19 protein-coding genes are annotated in these 17387 nt (G+C 69.9%); 13 read left to right on the top strand and 6 right to left on the bottom strand.

Going from position 1 to position 17387, the window contains the following annotated elements:
- The first annotated feature begins 7 nt into the window (after positions 1-7).
- From soxC to ML340_RS01175, 9 genes are all read left to right on the top strand, one after another.
- Positions 8-1360, top strand: a complete 1353-nt coding sequence (gene soxC, locus ML340_RS01215; protein WP_240095825.1) for a sulfite dehydrogenase — start codon at positions 8-10, stop codon at positions 1358-1360.
- Positions 1347-2321, top strand: a complete 975-nt coding sequence (locus ML340_RS01210; protein ID WP_240095823.1) for a c-type cytochrome — start codon at positions 1347-1349, stop codon at positions 2319-2321. Before soxC ends, ML340_RS01210 begins: the two co-directional genes overlap by 14 nt.
- Positions 2322-2366: 45 nt before the next feature.
- The gene (gene soxY, locus ML340_RS01205; protein WP_240095821.1) at positions 2367-2840 is read left to right on the top strand and encodes a thiosulfate oxidation carrier protein SoxY; all 474 of its coding nucleotides are present in this window, start codon (positions 2367-2369) and stop codon (positions 2838-2840) included.
- Positions 2841-2870: 30 nt separating this feature from the next.
- Positions 2871-3182: a thiosulfate oxidation carrier complex protein SoxZ gene (soxZ, locus tag ML340_RS01200; RefSeq protein WP_240095819.1), complete on the top strand. Its 312-nt coding sequence runs from the start codon at positions 2871-2873 to the stop codon at positions 3180-3182.
- A gap of 56 nt (positions 3183-3238) precedes the next feature.
- Positions 3239-3697, top strand: a complete 459-nt coding sequence (locus ML340_RS01195) for a DsrE family protein (protein ID WP_240095817.1) — start codon at positions 3239-3241, stop codon at positions 3695-3697.
- Between the two features lie 61 nt (positions 3698-3758).
- Entirely contained in the window at positions 3759-4583 is an 825-nt protein-coding gene (soxA, locus tag ML340_RS01190; protein WP_240095815.1) for a sulfur oxidation c-type cytochrome SoxA, read from the top strand.
- Positions 4584-4595: 12 nt separating this feature from the next.
- Positions 4596-5273, top strand: coding sequence for a sulfur oxidation c-type cytochrome SoxX (gene soxX / locus ML340_RS01185; protein WP_240095813.1), 678 nt, complete (start codon positions 4596-4598; stop codon positions 5271-5273).
- A gap of 31 nt (positions 5274-5304) precedes the next feature.
- Entirely contained in the window at positions 5305-7026 is a 1722-nt protein-coding gene (gene soxB / locus ML340_RS01180) for a thiosulfohydrolase SoxB (protein ID WP_240095811.1), read from the top strand.
- Positions 7027-7038: 12 nt separating this feature from the next.
- Positions 7039-8025: an MBL fold metallo-hydrolase gene (locus ML340_RS01175; RefSeq protein WP_240095809.1), complete on the top strand. Its 987-nt coding sequence runs from the start codon at positions 7039-7041 to the stop codon at positions 8023-8025.
- A 28-nt stretch (positions 8026-8053) separates the two neighbouring features.
- Here the strand turns inward: ML340_RS01175 and ML340_RS01170 are convergent, their stop codons facing one another.
- Positions 8054-8323 (bottom strand): metal-sensitive transcriptional regulator, encoded by a 270-nt coding sequence (locus tag ML340_RS01170; protein ID WP_240095807.1) that lies wholly within the window; start codon positions 8321-8323, stop codon positions 8054-8056.
- Positions 8324-8543: 220 nt separating this feature from the next.
- Here ML340_RS01170 and ML340_RS01165 point away from each other — a divergent pair, with 220 nt between their 5' ends.
- The 3 genes from ML340_RS01165 (at position 8544) to ML340_RS01155 (ending at position 10910) form a co-directional block, all read left to right on the top strand.
- Complete coding sequence (locus ML340_RS01165) at positions 8544-9821, top strand: OmpP1/FadL family transporter (protein ID WP_240095805.1); 1278 nt, start codon at positions 8544-8546, stop codon at positions 9819-9821.
- Between the two features lie 67 nt (positions 9822-9888).
- On the top strand, positions 9889-10464 hold the full coding sequence (locus tag ML340_RS01160) for a YeeE/YedE family protein (protein WP_240095803.1): 576 nt from the start codon (positions 9889-9891) through the stop codon (positions 10462-10464).
- Positions 10461-10910, top strand: coding sequence for a DUF6691 family protein (locus ML340_RS01155; RefSeq protein WP_240095801.1), 450 nt, complete (start codon positions 10461-10463; stop codon positions 10908-10910). The genes ML340_RS01160 and ML340_RS01155 overlap by 4 nt, the downstream gene beginning before the upstream one ends.
- Positions 10911-10963: 53 nt before the next feature.
- On the opposite strand, the gene ML340_RS01150 is transcribed toward ML340_RS01155, so the two are convergent.
- The 3 genes from ML340_RS01150 to glmU are packed head-to-tail and all read right to left on the bottom strand — an operon-like array spanning position 10964 to position 14964.
- Complete coding sequence (locus ML340_RS01150; protein WP_240095800.1) at positions 10964-11695, bottom strand: MarC family protein; 732 nt, start codon at positions 11693-11695, stop codon at positions 10964-10966.
- 2 nt (positions 11696-11697) lie between these two features.
- Positions 11698-13530: a glutamine--fructose-6-phosphate transaminase (isomerizing) gene (gene glmS / locus ML340_RS01145; protein WP_240095798.1), complete on the bottom strand. Its 1833-nt coding sequence runs from the start codon at positions 13528-13530 to the stop codon at positions 11698-11700.
- Positions 13531-13587: 57 nt separating this feature from the next.
- On the bottom strand, positions 13588-14964 hold the full coding sequence (glmU, locus tag ML340_RS01140) for a bifunctional UDP-N-acetylglucosamine diphosphorylase/glucosamine-1-phosphate N-acetyltransferase GlmU (protein WP_240095796.1): 1377 nt from the start codon (positions 14962-14964) through the stop codon (positions 13588-13590).
- Positions 14965-15031: 67 nt separating this feature from the next.
- Between glmU and ML340_RS01135 the strand changes: the two genes are divergently transcribed.
- On the top strand, positions 15032-15418 hold the full coding sequence (locus ML340_RS01135) for a GtrA family protein (RefSeq protein WP_240095794.1): 387 nt from the start codon (positions 15032-15034) through the stop codon (positions 15416-15418).
- Between the two features lie 85 nt (positions 15419-15503).
- On the opposite strand, the gene ML340_RS01130 is transcribed toward ML340_RS01135, so the two are convergent.
- Both ML340_RS01130 and atpD read right to left on the bottom strand, forming a co-directional pair.
- Positions 15504-15929 (bottom strand): F0F1 ATP synthase subunit epsilon, encoded by a 426-nt coding sequence (locus ML340_RS01130; protein WP_240095792.1) that lies wholly within the window; start codon positions 15927-15929, stop codon positions 15504-15506.
- Between the two features lie 45 nt (positions 15930-15974).
- Positions 15975-17384 (bottom strand): F0F1 ATP synthase subunit beta, encoded by a 1410-nt coding sequence (atpD, locus tag ML340_RS01125; protein WP_240095790.1) that lies wholly within the window; start codon positions 17382-17384, stop codon positions 15975-15977.
- Positions 17385-17387 lie beyond the last annotated feature (3 nt).

Raw genomic sequence — 17387 nt, 5'->3', positions numbered from 1 at the left:
GAGTACCGTGGACCAACCTTCGCAGACCCCGGGTCGCCTGATCCCGGCGCCGGAAAACTTCCTCACCGTGCCCAAGGTGGCACGCCGCGACGCCATCAAGAAGCTCCTCGCCGGCGCCGCCGGCGTGGCCGCCGCGGGCATGGGCGGCGGCGTGCTGGCGCAGGACAAGGGCATACCGCCGGCCTCCAACCCGAAGAACCTGCCGCCGAACGTGCCGGAATGGTCGAAGGCGCTCGGCAAGCCGGTGAAGGTCGGCTACGGCGAGCCCTCGCGTTACGAGGCCTACAACATCCGCCGCCAGAGCCCGGGCCTGACCCCGACCGACACCTCCTCGGTGGTGTTCACCCCGCTGCAGAACTCGTTCGGCATCATCACCGCCAACGGCCTGTTCTTCGAGCGCGACCACAACGGCCGCCCGGACATCAATCCCTACGACCACCGGCTGATCATCCACGGCTTCCCGGGCCTGGTGAAGAACCCGAAGATCTACACGATGGAAGACATCATGCGCTTCCCGTCGGTCTCGCGGATCCACTTCATCGAGTGCGGCGCCAATTCGGCGATGGAATGGGCCAACCCCGCGGTGCCGACCGTGCAGTACACCCACGGCATGCTCTCCTGCGCGGAATGGACCGGGGTGCCGCTGGCGGTGCTGCTGGAGGACGTCGGCGCGGATGTGAAGCGCGCCAAGTACCTGCTGGCCGAGGGCGCCGACGGCGCCGCCATGACCCGCACCATCCCGATGGACTTCGCCCTGCGCGACGTGCTGGTGGTGTACGGCCAGAACGGCGAGATGCTGCGCCCCGAGCAGGGCTATCCGCTGCGCCTGCTGGTGCCGGGCGTGCAGGGCGTCTCCAACGTCAAGTGGCTGCGCCGGATCAAGCTGAGCGAAGTGCCGTTCAACACCCGCGAGGAGACCCTGCAGTACTCCGACATGATGCCGGACGGCACCACCCGCCAGTACACCTGGATCCAGGAGGCCAAGTCGGTCATCACCTCGCCGTCCGGCGGCCAGCAACTCCTGGACAAGGGCGGCTACTACCAGATCACCGGCCTGGCCTGGTCCGGGCGCGGCAAGATCAAGCGGGTGGACGTGTCCACCGACGGCGGCAAGAACTGGAAGACCGCGCAATTGCAGGAGCCGGTGCTGAGCAAGGCGCTGACCCGCTTCCGCCTCGACTGGTGGTGGGACGGCAGCCCGGCGCTGCTGCAGAGCCGCTGCATCGACGAGACCGGCTTCGTGCAGCCCACCGTGCAGCAGCTGCGGGCGGTGCGCGGCACCAACTCGGTGTACCACTTCAACGCCATCCAGACCTGGTTGGTCGACGAACAGGGGAAGGTCCACAATGTCGAAGTTTGACCGCATCGCCATCGTCGCCGCGATCGCCCTGGCCCTCGGCACCGGGGTCGCCGCCGCCAACAACTACCGCCTCGGCCGCACCGCGACCCCGCAGGAGATCGCCGGCTGGGACATCGAGGTGCTCGCCGACGGCACCGGTCTGCCGGCCGGCCAGGGCTCGGTCTCCGAGGGCGAGGGCCTGTACGAGAAGCACTGCGCCATGTGCCACGGCACCTTCGGCGAGAGCAGCAACTACATCCCGATCGCCGGCGGCGGCGACCGCACCGTCGGCAAGCATCTCAACGCCGCGCCGACCCTGTACGACTACATCAACCGGGCGATGCCCTACCCGCACTCGAAGTCGCTCAGCCCGAACGAGGTCTATGCGATCGCGGCCTACGTGCTGAACCTCAACGACCGGGTGCCGGCCGACTTCGTCGCCAACAAGGACACCCTGCCCAAGGTCGAGATGCCGGCGGCGACCAAGTACGTCCTGTTCGAAGGCCTGATGAAGATCGACGGCAAGCCGGACACCCACAACACGGCCTGCATGAAGGATTGCGCCAAGGACGTGAAGGTGACCGCGCGCCTGCCCGACGGCTTCGTCGAGAGCATGTACGGCGACATCCGCGACAACTTCAATCCGCTCTACACCATGAACACCCAGGCCCCGCCGGCGAGCGCGGCGGCAACCGCCAGCGCCGAGGGCGGCGGGGATGCCAAGGGCTGGCAGCTGGTGCAGGACAACGGCTGCACCGCCTGCCACGGCCTGAAGGAGGCCGTGGTCGGCCCCGGCTTCCGCATGGTCTACGAGAAGTACAAGGCCGACCCCGAGGCCGCGAGCAAGCACCTGCACCAGAAGATCCACGAGGGCGGCAGCGGCGTCTGGGGCCAGGTGCCGATGCCACCGCAGCCCAACCTGTCCGCCGGCGATCTCGACACCATCGTCAAGTGGCTGCTGGCCGGCGCCCCGGACAAGTAAGCCCCTTCCCCTCCGACCCCAGCACCCATCGCCCAGGAGCGTTCCATGCAGTACACCCGCAGACATTTCCTCAAGACCAGCGCCGGTGGCGCCGCCCTGCTGGCCATGGCCGCGGCCGGCCTGGTGCCGGTCTCCGCGCTGGCGGCCGAGTTCGTCGAGAACCGCGCCGCGTTCAAGGGCAAGACCCTCGACGAGGTGGTCAAGGCCCTGGGCGGCAACGCCGCGCAGAAGTCCGACCAAATCGTGCTCAAGGCCCCGGAGATCGCCGAGAACGGCGCCACCGTGCCGGTGGAGATCACCAGCAAGCTGCCGGGCACCAAGATGATCGCGATCCTCTCGGAGAAGAACCCGCACGCGCTGTCGGCCGAGTTCCAGATCCCGGACGGGACCGAACCGTACATCTCCACCCGCGTCAAGGTCGCCGAGACCTCCAAGCTGTACGCGCTGGTGCAGACCGACCAGGGCTACTTCTACACCGACCAGGTGGTGAAGGTGACCCTCGGCGGCTGCGGCGGCTGATTGCGACTTACGACTTCCCGGAGAGAGACCATGGCAGACCCGATGCGAATCCGCGCCACCATGAACGGTGACGTGGCCGAAGTGAAGATCCTGATGTCGCACCCGATGGAGACCGGCCAGCGCAAGGACGCCAGCGGCAAGCTGGTGCCGGCGATGTTCATCGAGAAGGTGACCGCGACCTGGAACGGCAAGACCGTGCTGAGCGCGGACTGGGGCCCGGCGGTATCGAAGAACCCGTTCCTGGCGTTCCGCTTCAAGGGCCCGAAGGCGGGCGACAAGATCAGCGTGACCTGGACCGACACCGCGGGCGACACCCGCACCGACGAGGCGACCATCAGCTGACCCGGCCCTGCCGGCCCGCGCCGTGCGGGCCGGCACGTCCCCTGATCCCGACCCGCATGCGCACGCCCGCCTTCCTGCTCGCCGCCAGCCTGCTCGCGATGCTGCCCACCCTGCCCGCGCAGGCCGCCGAGCCGGCCGCCGCTGCCGCGCCGACACCCGCCCCGGTGCGGGTGGTCTACCACTTCGACCGCGACCTCGACCAGGTCGTGCACGGGATCAACAACATCCGCAACCACCTCGACGCCGATCCGCAGGCGCAGATCGTGGTGGTGGCCAATGGCAAGGCGGTGACCGCGTTCAAACAGGGCACCCAGACCCCCGGCGGCTATCCGCTCGAGCTGATGGTCGAAGACCTGCAGGGGCGCGGGGTGCGCTTCGAGGTCTGTGCCAACACCCTCAAGGCCCTGGCGCTCGAGCCGAAGCAGCTGATCGACGGGCTGCAGGTGGTGCCGTCCGGCGTGGCCGAGATCGCCCGCCTACAGTTCCGCGAAGGGTACGCTTACATCAAGCCCTGACCCGCCCCGGCGCAGGGCCGCCCCGGGCCGCCGCGCCGGCCACCCGCAAGAGGACGCACGCATGAAACTGACCAAGACCGCGATCCGCACCGCCGTCGGGCTGGCCCTCGGGCTGGGCGCCGCCGCCACCCTGGCCTACGCGCAGTCGGCCAAGGACGACCCGGTGGCCGAATACCGCGCCATGTTCGGCGACGACAACCCCGCCGAACTGTGGCAGAGCCGCGGCAAGGACCTGTGGGAGCAGCCGCGCGGGCCGAAGAACGTGGCGCTGGCCGCGGTCTGCGACCTCGGCCTCGGCAAGGGCGTGGTCAAGGGCGCCTACGCGCAGCTGCCGCGCTACTTCAAGGACAGCGACAAGGTCGAGGACTTGGACTCGCGCCTGCTGACCTGCATGGTGCGCGACCAGGGCCTGGACCGCGACACCCTGCTCGCGCACCGCTTCGGCGACGGCGACAACAAGTCCGACATCGAGGCGCTGGCGGCCTACATCGCCGACCAGTCGCGCGGGATGCCGATCAAGGTCGCGCTCACCCATCCCAAGGAGAAGCAGGCCTACGCGCTGGGCAAGGCGCTGTTCTACTACCGCGCCGGCACCCACGACTTCGGCTGCAGCACCTGCCACAGCCAGGAGGGCAAGCGCATCCGCCTGCAGCAGCTGCCGGACCTGGCCGCCGCCGACGGCGCCAAGGAGGCGATGACCACTTGGCCGGCCTATCGCGTCTCGCAGGGCGAGGTGCGCACCCTCGAATGGCGCCTCGGCGACTGCTTCCGCCAGCAGCGCCTGCCGGAAATGATCTACGCCTCCGAGGTGCCGATCGCCCTCACCCTGTTCCTGGCCAAGAACGCCGAAGGCGGCGTGATGGCCGCCCCCGGCCTGAAGCGTTGAGGAGCCGCCGCCATGAAGCGCCTGATGATCGCCGTCGTTCCGCTGCTGCTCGCCGCTGCCACTCCGATGCTGCTGGCCGCCGGCAAGGACACCGCCGCCGCCAAGCCGGCCGCCAAGCCCGCCGCGCCGGCCAAGGCGGGCAAGCCCGACCGCAACGCGCTGGCCTACCAGGCCATGCTGCGCTCGTTCAAGCCGCACGGCCAGGCCGGGATGGACCGGCTCAAGCAGGACTACACCCAGGCCGAGTGCTCGCTGTACGCCCCCGACGACCCGCCGCCGGCGATCGTGCGCAAGCTGATGGAGCGCAACCAGGCCGCGATCCGGTACCCGGCCGACGGCAAGTACCTGGGCGACTGGAAGCAGGGCGAGAAGATCGCGCAGGACGGCTTCGGCAAGCAGTACTCCGACGATCCCAACGTGCCCTCCGGCGGCAACTGCTACGCCTGCCACCAGCTGGCCAAGGACGAGGTCGCCTACGGCACCCTCGGCCCGTCGCTGTACAACTACGGCAAGCTGCGCGGCCAGTCCGAAGCCATCCTCAAGTACACCTGGGGCAAGATCTACGACACCAAGGGCATGATGGTCTGCTCCAACATGCCGCGCTTCGGGCACATGGGCATCCTCACCGAGCAGCAGATCCGCGACGTGATGGCCCTGCTGTTCGACCCCGACTCGCCCGTCAACCAGTGATCCCGCCGCGCAACCGCACCGAGGCCGCCGCATGAGCGTCAACCGCCGAGAATTCCTGCAGATGCTGGCCATCGCGGCCGCCGCCGGGCTGCCGCTGGCATCGCGCCGCGCGTTCGCGCACGGCGATGGCAGCGAGTTCTACCACCTGCCGCGGTTCGGCAACGTCAGCCTGCTGCACATGACCGACAGCCATGCGCAGCTGACCCCGATCTACTACCGCGAGCCGCAGTACAACATCGGCGTCGCAAGCATGGCCGGGCAGCCGCCGCACCTGGTCGGCGAGGCGTTCCTGAAGTACTACCGGATGGCGCCGAACACCCGCGACGCGCACGCCTTCACCTACCTGGACTTCACCGAGGCCGCGCGCCGCTACGGCAAGGTCGGCGGCTACGCGCACCTGGCCACCCTGGTCAAGCAGCTGCGCGCGGAGCGGCCGGGCGCGCTGCTCCTGGACGGCGGCGACACCTGGCAGGGCTCGGGCCTGTCGCTGTGGACGCGCGGGCAGGACATGGTCGACGCCCAGGTCGCGCTCGGGGTGGACGTGATGACCGGCCACTGGGAGTTCACCTACGGCATGGAGCGGGTGAAGGAACTGGTGGACGGCCCGCTCAAGCAGGGCAAGGTCGACTTCGTCGCCCAGAACGTGGTGACCACCGACTTCGGCGACCAGGTGTTCCCCAACTACAGCCTGCGCGAGGTCAACGGCGTGCCGGTGGCGGTGATCGGCCAGGCCTTCCCCTACACCCCGATCGCGCATCCGCGCCGGTTCGTGGCCGACTGGAGCTTCGGCATCCAGGACGACCACCTGCAGCAGGTCATCGACGAGGTGCGCAAGAAGGGCGCCCAGGTCGTGGTGCTGATCTCGCACAACGGCATGGACGTGGACCTCAAGCTGGCCTCGCGCGTGCACGGGCTGGACGCCATCCTCGGCGGCCATACCCACGACGGCGTGCCGCAGCCGGTGATCGTGAAGAACAGCGGCGGCCAGACCCTGGTGACCAACGCCGGCAGCAATGGCAAGTACCTCGGCGTGCTCGACTTCGAGGTCAAGGACGGCAAGGTGCGCGACTGGCGCTACAAGCTCTTGCCGGTGTTCTCCAACCTGCTGGCGCCGGACCCGGCGATGGCCGCGCTGATCGAGCGCCACCGCAAGCCGCATGCGGACAAACTGGACGAAGTGCTGGCCACTACCGACGGCCTGCTGTTCCGGCGCGGCAACTTCAACGGCAGCTTCGACCAGCTGATCCTGCAGGCGCTGCTGAAGGAGAAGGACGCGCAGATCGCGTTCTCGCCGGGCTTCCGCTGGGGCACCACCCTGCTGCCGGGCGATCCGATCACGATGGAACGCGTGCTCGACCAGACCGCGATCACCTACCCACAGGTCACCGTCAACCAGTTCACCGGGACCCAGATCAAGGCGATCCTGGAGGACGTGTGCGACAACATCTTCAACCCCGACCCCTACTACCAGCAGGGCGGGGACATGGTGCGCGTCGGCGGCATGACCTACACCTGCAGCCCGAACGCCGAGTCCGGCCAGCGCATCAGCGACATGCGCCTGGGCGGCAAGCCGATCGACCCCAACAAGACCTACAAGGTCGCCGGCTGGGCGCCGGTGGGCGACGGCATCGAGGGCGAAGCGATCTGGGACGTGGTCGCGCGCCACCTGCGCGGGCACGGTGCGGTCAAGCCGATCACCCCGAGCATCCCGACCCTGGTCGGGATGCAGGGCAACCCCGGCATCGGGGCCTGAGCCGACCGCCGCATGGAGCATCTGCGCAAGCACCTCAAACTGCTGGCGTTGCTGCTGCTGGCCGGGCTGCTGTTCTGGGTCGCCGTCTACACCGCCTATGCGGGCGACTGGGCGCGTAGCAGCGTGCCGATGCAGGTGCAGCAGGTCGGCCCGCACACCTACTACGTGCAGGGCGTACTGGACGAGGCGACCCGCCAGAACCAAGGCTTCATCGCCAACGCCGGGTTCGTCGTCACCGGCGATGGCGTGGTGGTGTTCGACACCCTGGGCTCGCCGGCGCTCGGCGAGCAGCTGATCGCACAGATCCGCAAGCGCACCCGCGAGCCGATCAAGCTGGTCATCCTCAGCCACTTCCACGCCGACCACTTCTACGGCATCCCCGCGTTCAAGGCAGTCGGGGCCCAGGTCTGGGCCAACAGCGGCATCCGCGAGTACCTGCACTCGGACGCCGCGCGCGAGCGCCTGGCCGAGCGCAAAGCGCTGATCGGGCCGTGGCTGGGCAAAGCCTTCACCCTGCCCACGGTCGACGTATGGCTGGACAGCGACGTCGACTTCCAGATGGGGCAGCTGCACTTCCGCCTGCGCCACGTCGGCCCGGCGCACACCCCGGAAGACACCGCGCTGCTGGTGGTGGAGGACGGCGTGCTCTACTCCGGCGACGTGGTCTACGCCGGGCGGGTGCCGTTCATCGGCGATGCCGATACCCGCTCCTGGCTCAAGGCGATCGACAAGGTGCTGGCGCTGCAACCGAAGGTGATGGTGCCGGGGCACGGCCCGGTGTCGCGCGACCCGGTGCGCGACGCCACCCTCACCCGCGACTACATCACCTTCCTGCGCACGCAGATGGGACAGGCCGCGCGCGACTTCGTGCCGTTCGACGAGGCCTACGCCAAGGTCGACTGGAGCAAGTTCGCGGCCGAGCCGACGTTCGACGTGGCCAACCGCAACAACGCCTACAACGTCTACCTGCAGATGGAGCAGGAGCTGCTCGGCAAGTGACGGCCGCACCGCACGCGGGCGCCCGCGCTCAACCGAACTTCGCCAGCAGCCGCGCCAGTTCGTTGGTGGAGGCGCGCACCTCGTCCATGTCGTGCGAGGCCTCGACATGGTTGATCAGGGTGCAGGCGAGCATGTCGTAGAACGCGCGGTCGAGCGCGCGCCGCGCGGCGGTCAACTGCACCGCGACCTCCTCGCAGCCGGCGTCGGATTCGATCATCGTGCGGATGCCGCGCACCTGTCCTTCGATGCGGGCCAGCCGGACCAGCAGGCGCCGGCGGCGCTCCTGTTCTTCGTTCATTAGGTAGTCCTTATGTTGCGCCGCACGCACGGAAGTAGTTGTGGACACCCCTGAGGGTATGTGATCGTGTCGCCGCGTGGAAGTGTCGCCGCGGACCGTCCGGACTGCAAACCGGCCACCGGCGCGGCCACGGCCAGAGGGGCGCACGCACACACCACACATCACGCAACGCAGCTTTCCGGAGGGGTCCATGCATCAACCGCAGCAATCGCAACGTGCCATGCAACCGCGCCGCCACCGCCTCGCCCTGGCCTTGGCCGGTGCCGCGCTCGCCTGCATCGCCCTGCCCGCCGCCGCCACCGACGGCTACTTCTCGCACGGCTACGGCATGAAGGCCAAGGGCCGCGGCGGCGCCTCGCTGGCGCTGGCCGACGACGCCTTCGGCGGCGCCAACAACCCCGCCTCGATGGTGCGCGCCGGCAACCGCATCGAGGCCGGTGTCGACCTGTTCATGCCCGAGCGCAAGGCCAGCCGCAGCGGGCTTGGCCCCGGCCTCGACGGCAGCAGCAAGAGCAGCAAGACGCTGTTCCCGGTGCCGGAGTTCGGCTACAACCACATGGCCTCCGACGACCTCGCGCTCGGCGTGACCGTATACGGCAACGGCGGCATGAACACCACCTACAGCAGCGGCGGCTTCAACTGCGGCATGGGCGCGGCCAACATGCTCTGCGGCATGGGCACCCTCGGCGTGGACCTGTCGCAGCTGGTGATCGCCCCGACCCTGTCCTACGCGCTCACCCCGGAGCATTCGCTCGGCATCGCCCCGCAGATCGTGTGGCAGCGCTTCAAGGCCGAGGGCCTGCAGGCGTTCTCGATGATCTCGCAGTCGCCCGGCAACCTGACCAACCGCGGCTACGACACCAGCTCCGGCGTCGGCGTGCGGGTCGGCTACCTCGGCCGCTTCGGCGACGGCTTCTCGCTCGGCGTGACCTACTCGTCGAAGGTCAAGATGAGCCGCTTCAAGAAGTACCAGGGCCTGTTCGCCGGCAGCGGCGATTTCGACATCCCGGAGAACTACGGGGTCGGCGTGGCGTTCAAGCCGATGCCGGCGACCACCGTCTCACTCGACTACAACCGGATCAACTACGGCAAGGTGCGCTCGATCGGCAACCCGAGCCTGGTGCCGTTCCCGCTCGGCAACCCGTCCGGCCCGGGCTTCGGCTGGCGCGACGTGGACGTGGTCAAGCTCGGCGTGGACTACGCGGTCAACGACCGCCTGACCGTGCGCGGCGGCTACAACCACAGCAAGAACCCGATCACCCCGGCCAACGTCACCTTCAACATCCTCGCCCCGGGCGTGATCACCGACCATGCCACCCTGGGCATGACCTACGTCACCGACGGCGGCGGCGAGGTCACGGTCGCATACATGCACGCCTTCAAGCAGTCGGTGAAGGGGGCCTCGATCCTGCCGGTGTTCATGGGCGGCATGCCCGCCGGGCAGGAGGAGATCTCGATGTACCAGAACGCTATCGGCATCCAGTACGCCTGGAAGTGATGCCTGGCACCCGCGGGCCCGCCATGCGCGGGCCCGCGTCCACCGCCCCCGTTCGATCCCCGCGGCGATGACCCTGCTCGAATTCCTGCGCCAGCCCTGGCCCTGGTACGTCACCGGGCCGCTGATCGGCCTGATGGTCCCGGCCCTGCTGCTGGTCGGCAACCGTGCCTTCGGCATCTCCTCCTCGTTCCGGCACCTGTGCGCAGCGGCGCTGCCGAACGGACCCGCCTACTTCCACTACGACTGGAAGGCCGAGCGCTGGAACCTGCTGTTCGTGGCCGGGATCGCGCTCGGCGGCTACCTCGCGATGCGCTGGCTCGACCCCACCAACGGGCATGCGCTGGCACCGGCGCTGGTGGCCGACCTCGGCCGCCTCGGGATCGCGGTCGATCCCGGCCGCCTGTTGCCGCCGGACCTGTTCGACTGGCACCGCCTGCTGACCCTGCCCACCCTGCTGGTGACCGTGGTCGGCGGCTTCCTGCTCGGCTTCGGCGCGCGCTGGGCCGGCGGCTGCACCGGCGGCCACGCGATCATGGGCATCGCCAGCCTGCAGCGCGCCTCGCTGATCGCCACCCTGATGTTCCTGGCGGGCGGCTTCCTGATGACCTGGCTGATCCTGCCGCTGGTGATGCGACTGGCATGAACGCGACGCCCACCCCCACCGCCGCCGGCAACCTGCTGCGCAGCCTGGCCTACCTCGGCCTCGGCACCGTGTTCGGGATCCTGCTGCTCAAGGGCCAGGTCGCCGACTGGTACCGCATCCAGGAGATGTTCCGGCTGCAGTCCTTCCACCTGTACGGGATCATCGGCAGCGCGATCCTGGTGGCGATGGCGGGCATCTGGGCGCTGCGCCGCTGCCGCGCCTGCTGCAGCGACGGCAGCCCGATCCGGATCGGCGAGAAGCAGTTCAACCGCGGCCAAATCTACGGCGGGCTGCTGTTCGGCCTCGGCTGGGGCGCCACCGGCGCCTGCCCGGGCCCGCTGTACGCGCAGATCGGCGCCGGCTACGGGATCGTGGCCGTCACGTTGCTGTCCGCGCTCGCGGGCACGCTCGCCTACGGCCTGCTGCAGAAGAAGCTGCCGCACTGACCCCGGCCCGGCGCAACGCGAAGCGCAGCTGACGCGCGCCCGCGGAAGCGCCCTCAGCCGTGCCGCACCGCCGCGGGCAGGTCCTCCCAGAGCACCGCGGCCGTGGCCGCCGGCGCGCCCTGCAGTTCGTGTGCCAGGCCGGCCACCCCGCCCCAGGCGATCTGGCCGCCGATGCACAGCAGGATGAAGGCCATCAGCTGCTGGATCGCATTGACCGCGCTGGGCGACAGGCGCTGCGCCAGCTTCGGCGCATAGCGGTAGCAGACGTACACCAGGCCCGCCTGCAGCATCGCCCCGACGAAGATGCCCGCGTGCGAGAGCAGGGTGGTCAGCGCGTGCCCGCGGGTCGCGTGCGCCGACAGGGTCAGTAGCACCACCATCGTCCCGGGGCCGACGGTGAGCGGGAACGTGTAGGGGTAGAAGGCATTGTCGAGGATGCTGCGCGCGTCCGCGGCGGCGCCATTGCCGTTGCCGCCGGCCGCCGACTGCCCGCCGGCGAGCGTGCGCCAGCCCATCGCCGCCAGGGTCAGGCCGCCGCCGACCTGCATCACCGGCAGCGAGATGCCGAAGAAGTGCAGCAGCCACTGCCCGATCAGGATCACCACCGCCACGTACACCAGCATCAGCACGGTGACCTTGGCCGCGAGCTGCCGGTAGACCGCCTCCGGCTGGCTGCCGACCATGCCGAGGATGATCAGGGCGGTGCCAAACGGGTTGACCACCGGCATCAGTGCGGCGAACGCGGTCGGGACGATCGCCAGCGGCCCGAGCCAGTCGAGGGTCATGCTCACTCCACGGTGACGGACTTGGCGAGGTTGCGCGGCTTGTCCACGTCGGTGCCGCGCGCCAGCGCCACGTGGTAGGCAAGCAGTTGCACCGGGATCGCGTGCACGATCGGCGACAGGGTGCCGACGTGGCGCGGGGTGCGGATCACCTGCACCTGCTCGGACGGGCCGAAGTGGCTGTCGGCGTCGGCGAACACATACATCTGGCCGCCGCGCGCGCGCACTTCCTGGATGTTGGACTTGACCTTCTCCAGCAAGGCGTCGTTGGGCGCGATCACCACCACCGGCATCTGCTCGTCCACCAGCGCCAGCGGGCCGTGCTTGAGCTCCCCGGCCGGGTAGCCCTCGGCGTGGATGTAGGAGATCTCCTTGAGCTTGAGCGCCCCCTCCAGCGCGATCGGGTAGTGCATGCCGCGGCCGAGGAACAGCGCGTGCTGGCGCGGCGCGAACTGTTCCGCCCACAGCGCGATCTGCGGCTCCAGGTTGAGCGCGTGCTGCACGCTGCCCGGCAGGTGGCGCAGTTCGTCGAGGTAGGCCGCCTCCTGCGCCGCGTCGATCCGCCCGCGCAGGCGCGCCAGCACGCAGGTCAGCGCGAACAGCGCGACCAGCTGGGTGGTGAACGCCTTGGTGCTGGCCACCCCGATCTCGGCCCCGGCACGGGTGTAGAACACCAGCCGGCTGGCGCGCGGGATCGCGCTCTCGGGCACGTTGCAGATCGCCAGCGTGCGCACGAGGCCCAGGCTGCCGGCGTACTTGAGCGCCTCCAGGGTGTCCAGCGTCTCCCCCGACTGCGAGATGGTGACCACCAGCTGGCGCGCCGTCGCTGCGACCGGGCGGTAGCGGTACTCGCTGGCGATGTCCACCGCGCACGGCAGCCCGGCGATCGCCTCGATCCAGTAGCGCGCGACCAGCCCGGCGTAGTAGCTGGTGCCGCAGGCGAGGATCTGCACCGACTCCACGTCGGCCAGCACCTCGGCCGCGTCCTTGCCGAACAGCGCGGGGTCGAACCCACCGGCGTCCACGATGCCCTCCAGGGTGTCGCCGAGCGCGCGCGGCTGCTCGTGGATCTCCTTCTGCATGAAGTGCCGGTACGGGCCCAGTTCGAGTGAGGCCAGCGACACGTCGGAGACATGTACCTCGCGCACCACCGGCGCGTCGCCGGCGTCGTACACCTGCACCGCGTCGCGGGTGACCTGCGCGGTGTCGCCCTCCTCCAGGTAGATCACCCGGCGCGTCGCGGACACGATCGCGGACACGTCCGAGGCGACGAAGTTCTCGCCCTCGCCCAGCCCCACCAGCAGCGGACAGCCCATGCGCGCGGCCACCAGCACGCCGGGGTCACGGCGGTCGATCACCGCCAGCGCATAGGCGCCGTGCAGCTCCTTGACCGCGCGCTGCAGCGCGCCGAGCAGGCTGGCGCCCTGCGCGCGGTAGTGGTGGATCAGGTGCGCCACCACCTCGGTATCGGTCTGCGACTCGAAGGCATAGCCGAGCGCCTGCAGGCGCTGCCGCTGCTGCTCGTGGTTCTCGATGATGCCGTTGTGGACCAACGCCAGCTCGCCGACGCTGATGTGCGGATGCGCGTTGGATTCGGTGACGCCGCCGTGGGTCGCCCAGCGGGTGTGGCCGATGCCGAGCGGGGCGTGCAGGCCCTCCGCCGCGGCCGCCGCCTCCAGCTCGGACACGCGCCCGGTGCGGCGCACGCGGCGCACATCTTCGCCGGCCACCACCGCGATCCCGGCGGAGTCATAGCCGCGGTACTCCAGGCGCTTGAGGCCATCGACCAGGAACGGCACCACGTCGCGGCTCGCGGCCGCACCGACGATTCCACACATGCTTGCTGGCTCCTTGCGTTGCCGCGATTTTACCCAGCCACCCCATCCGCCGCCGGACTATGCCTTGGCGTCGCGCTTCACCGGCCGCTGCCAGCCCTCGACCGTCACCTGCCGCGCGCGCGCCACCGTGAGCTTGCCGGCCGGCGCGTCCTTGCCGATCACCGAGCCGGCGCCGATGGTGGCCCCGGCACCGATCGTGACCGGCGCCACCAGCGCGCTGTTGGAGCCGATGAAGGCGCCGTCGCCGATCACGGTGGTCCATTTGTTGGCGCCGTCGTAGTTGCAGGTGATGGTGCCGGCGCCGATGTTGGCGCCCGCACCGATCTCGGCATCGCCGAGGTAGGTCAGGTGGTTGGCCTTGCTGCCCGCGCCGATGCGCGCGTTCTTGGTCTCCACGAAATTGCCGACGTGGGCGCCGTCGGCCAGCACGCTGCCGGGGCGCAGGCGCGCGAACGGGCCGACCACCGCGTCGGCGCCGAGGCGCGCGCCGTCGAGGTCGCAATGCGCGCGGACCTCGCTGCCGGCGCCGATGCGCACGTCGCGCAGACGGCAGAACGGTCCGATGCGCACGCCGTCGCCGAGTTCGACCTCGCCCTCCAGGACCACGTCCACGTCGAGCTCGACGTCGCGCCCGACGCGCACCGCGCCGCGGATGTCGATCCGCGCCGGATCGGCCACGCGCGCGCCCTGCGCGCACAGCGCGCGCACCTGCCGGCGCTGGTAGGCGCGCTCCAGCTGCGCCAGCTGCCAGGGATCGTTCGCCCCTTCGGTCTCCAGCGGGTCCTCGACCACCACCACCTCGGCCGCGGCGAACTCGCGCGCGGCCGCGGCGAACACGTCGGTCAGGTAGTACTCGCCCTGCGCGTTGTCGTTGCGCAGCCCCTGCAGCCAGCGGCGCAGGGCGTCGCCGTCGGCGGCGATCACCCCGGTGTTCACCAGGCGGATGCGGCGCTGCTCGGGATCGGCGTCCTTGTGCTCCACGATCGCGGCGACATGGCCCTCGGCATCGCGCACGATCCGGCCATAGCCGCTGGGATCGTACAGCTCGGCGGCGAGCACCGCCAGCGGCCGCGCGCTGGCCAGCAGCCGGTGCAGGGTCTCGGGCGTGATCAGCGGCACGTCGCCGTACAGCACCAGCACCCGCGCCCCGGCGGGGATGGCCGGCAGCGCCTGCTGCACCGCATGCCCGGTGCCGAGCTGGCACGCCTGCTCGGCCCAGTGCAGGTCTGGCTGGCCGGCGAACGCCGCGCGCACCTGCGCGCCGCCATGCCCGTACACCACGTGCACGCCGGCCGGTGCCAGCGCGCGCGCGGTGGCCAGCACGTGCGCCAGCATCGGCTGCCCGCCGATACGGTGCAGCACCTTGGGCAGGTCGGATTTCATGCGCTTGCCCTCGCCGGCGGCGAGGACGATCACGTGCAGCGGCGCGCTCATCGGCGGTTCCCTCGGGAGCTTGCGGCATTCTAGCCGCGCCGGCGCGGATGCCCGAGAATGCGCACCCATGAGCCTGAAACGACAGCTCGGCGGCTACGCCGCGATCGGCGTGCTGCAGTGGCTGATCGAATACGGCCTGATGCTGGTGCTCAGCGAATGGGTCATGCCGGTGGAGCCGGCGAACGTGATCGGCCGCCTGGTGGCCGCCCTGATCGGGTTCTGGCTCAATGGCACCTGGACCTTCGCCGCCGAGCACACCACGGTCGGGCGCCGCCAGCTGCTGCGCTTCATCACCATGTGGATCGCACTGACCGCGCTCAACACCCTGATCGTGGGCCTGATCGACACCCACCTCGGCCTGCGCGCGGCGCAGCTGTTCAAGCCCGGCGCGGACGCGTTGACCGGCGGCATGGGGTTCCTGGTCTCGCGCCACTGGGTCTACCACCGGCACTGAGCCAGCCCCGCGGGCGTCGCGGGCGCACATGCAAACGCCGGCCCGGGGCCGGCGTTGCGGGAACGCGCGGGCGGCGCCGGCGCGGTCAGTGCTTGAGGTTCTTGCGCAGGCGCTCGAGCGCCTGCAGCTGCGCGGTGACCTCGGCCAGGCGCTTCTGCGCCTCGGCGATCTCCATGGCCTCGCCGCGGCGGGCGAGGATGCGCTCGGCTTCCTCCTTGGCCGCGCGCACCGCCGCCTCGTCGATCTCGTCGGCGCGCACGGCGGTGTCGGCCAGCACGGTCACCACCGAGGGCTGCACCTCGAGGATGCCGCCGGAGATGGCGAAGTCGAGCTTGTCGCCGCCGGGAAGGGTGACCACGACCTTGCCCGGCTTGAGCCGGGTGATCAGCGGCGCGTGGCGCGGGGCGATGCCGAGCTCGCCGAGCTCGCCGGTGGCGACCACCAGCTCAGCCTCGCCGTGGAAGATCTCGGCCTCGGCGCTGACGATGTCGCAACGGATGGTGCTGCTCATGTCGCTGTTCCTCGTGTCCGCGCGCCTGCCGGCGCGCGGCGCAGGTTAGGCCGCCGCCAGCAGCTTGTTGCCCTTCTCGACCGCCTCGTCGATGGTGCCGACCATGTAGAAGGCCTGCTCCGGCAGGTGGTCGTAGTCGCCGTCGACGATGCCCTTGAAGCCGCGGATGGTCTCCTTCAGCGGCACGTACTTGCCCGGGCTGCCGGTGAACACCTCGGCCACGTGGAACGGCTGGCTGAAGAAGCGCTCGATCTTGCGCGCGCGCGCCACCACCAGCTTGTCCTCCTCGGACAGCTCGTCCATGCCGAGGATGGCGATGATGTCCTTGAGGTCCTTGTACTTCTGCAGGGTGGCCTGGACCCGGCGCGCGGTCTCGTAGTGCTCGTTGCCGATCACGTTCGGGTCGAGCTGGCGGCTGGTGGAGTCCAGCGGATCCACCGCCGGGTAGATGCCGAGCGAGGCGATCTGGCGCGAGAGCACCACGGTCGCGTCGAGGTGGGCGAAGGTGGTCGCCGGCGACGGGTCGGTGAGGTCGTCCGCCGGCACGTACACCGCCTGGATCGAGGTGATCGAACCGGTCTTGGTCGAGGTGATGCGCTCCTGCAGCACGCCCATCTCCTCGGCCAGGGTCGGCTGGTAGCCCACCGCCGACGGCATGCGCCCCAGCAGCGCGGACACCTCGGTGCCGGCCAGGGTGTAGCGGTAGATGTTGTCGATGAACAGCAGCACGTCGCGGCCTTCGTCGCGGAAGTACTCGGCCATGGTCAGGCCGGTCAGGGCGACGCGCAGGCGGTTGCCCGGCGGCTCGTTCATCTGGCCGTACACCATCGCCACCTTCGACTTCTCGTGCTCCTGCACGTTGACCACGCCCGACTCCTGCATCTCGTGGTAGAAGTCGTTGCCCTCGCGGGTGCGCTCGCCGACGCCGGCGAACACCGACAGGCCGCTGTGCTCGGTGGCGATGTTGTTGATCAGCTCCATCATGTTGACGGTCTTGCCGACGCCGGCGCCGCCGAACAGGCCGACCTTGCCGCCCTTGGCGAACGGGCACATCAGGTCGATCACCTTGATGCCGGTCTCCAGCAGTTCGGTGGTCGCGGCCTGGTCCTCGTAGCTCGGGGCCGGGCGGTGGATCTCCCAGGTGGTGTCGGCCTTGACCGGGCCAGCCTCGTCGATCGGGTTGCCGAGCACGTCCATGATCCGGCCGAGGGTGCCCTTGCCCACCGGCACCGCGATCGCGCGGCCGGTGTTCTCGGCCACCAGGCCGCGCTTGAGGCCGTCGGTGGAGCCCAGCGCGATCGTGCGCACCACGCCGTCGCCCAGCTGCTGCTGCACCTCCAGCGTGATGTCGGTGCCGTGCACCTTCAGCGCGTCGTACACCTTCGGCACGTTCTCGCGCGGGAATTCGACGTCGACGACCGCGCCGATGATCTGAACGACCTTGCCCTGGTTCATTGC

Source organism: Thermomonas flagellata (genome assembly GCF_022419185.1).
Lineage (GTDB): Bacteria > Pseudomonadota > Gammaproteobacteria > Xanthomonadales > Xanthomonadaceae > Thermomonas > Thermomonas flagellata.
The sequence above is the reverse complement of the archived record's forward strand: the minus strand, read 5'-3'. Positions and strand labels throughout refer to the sequence as shown.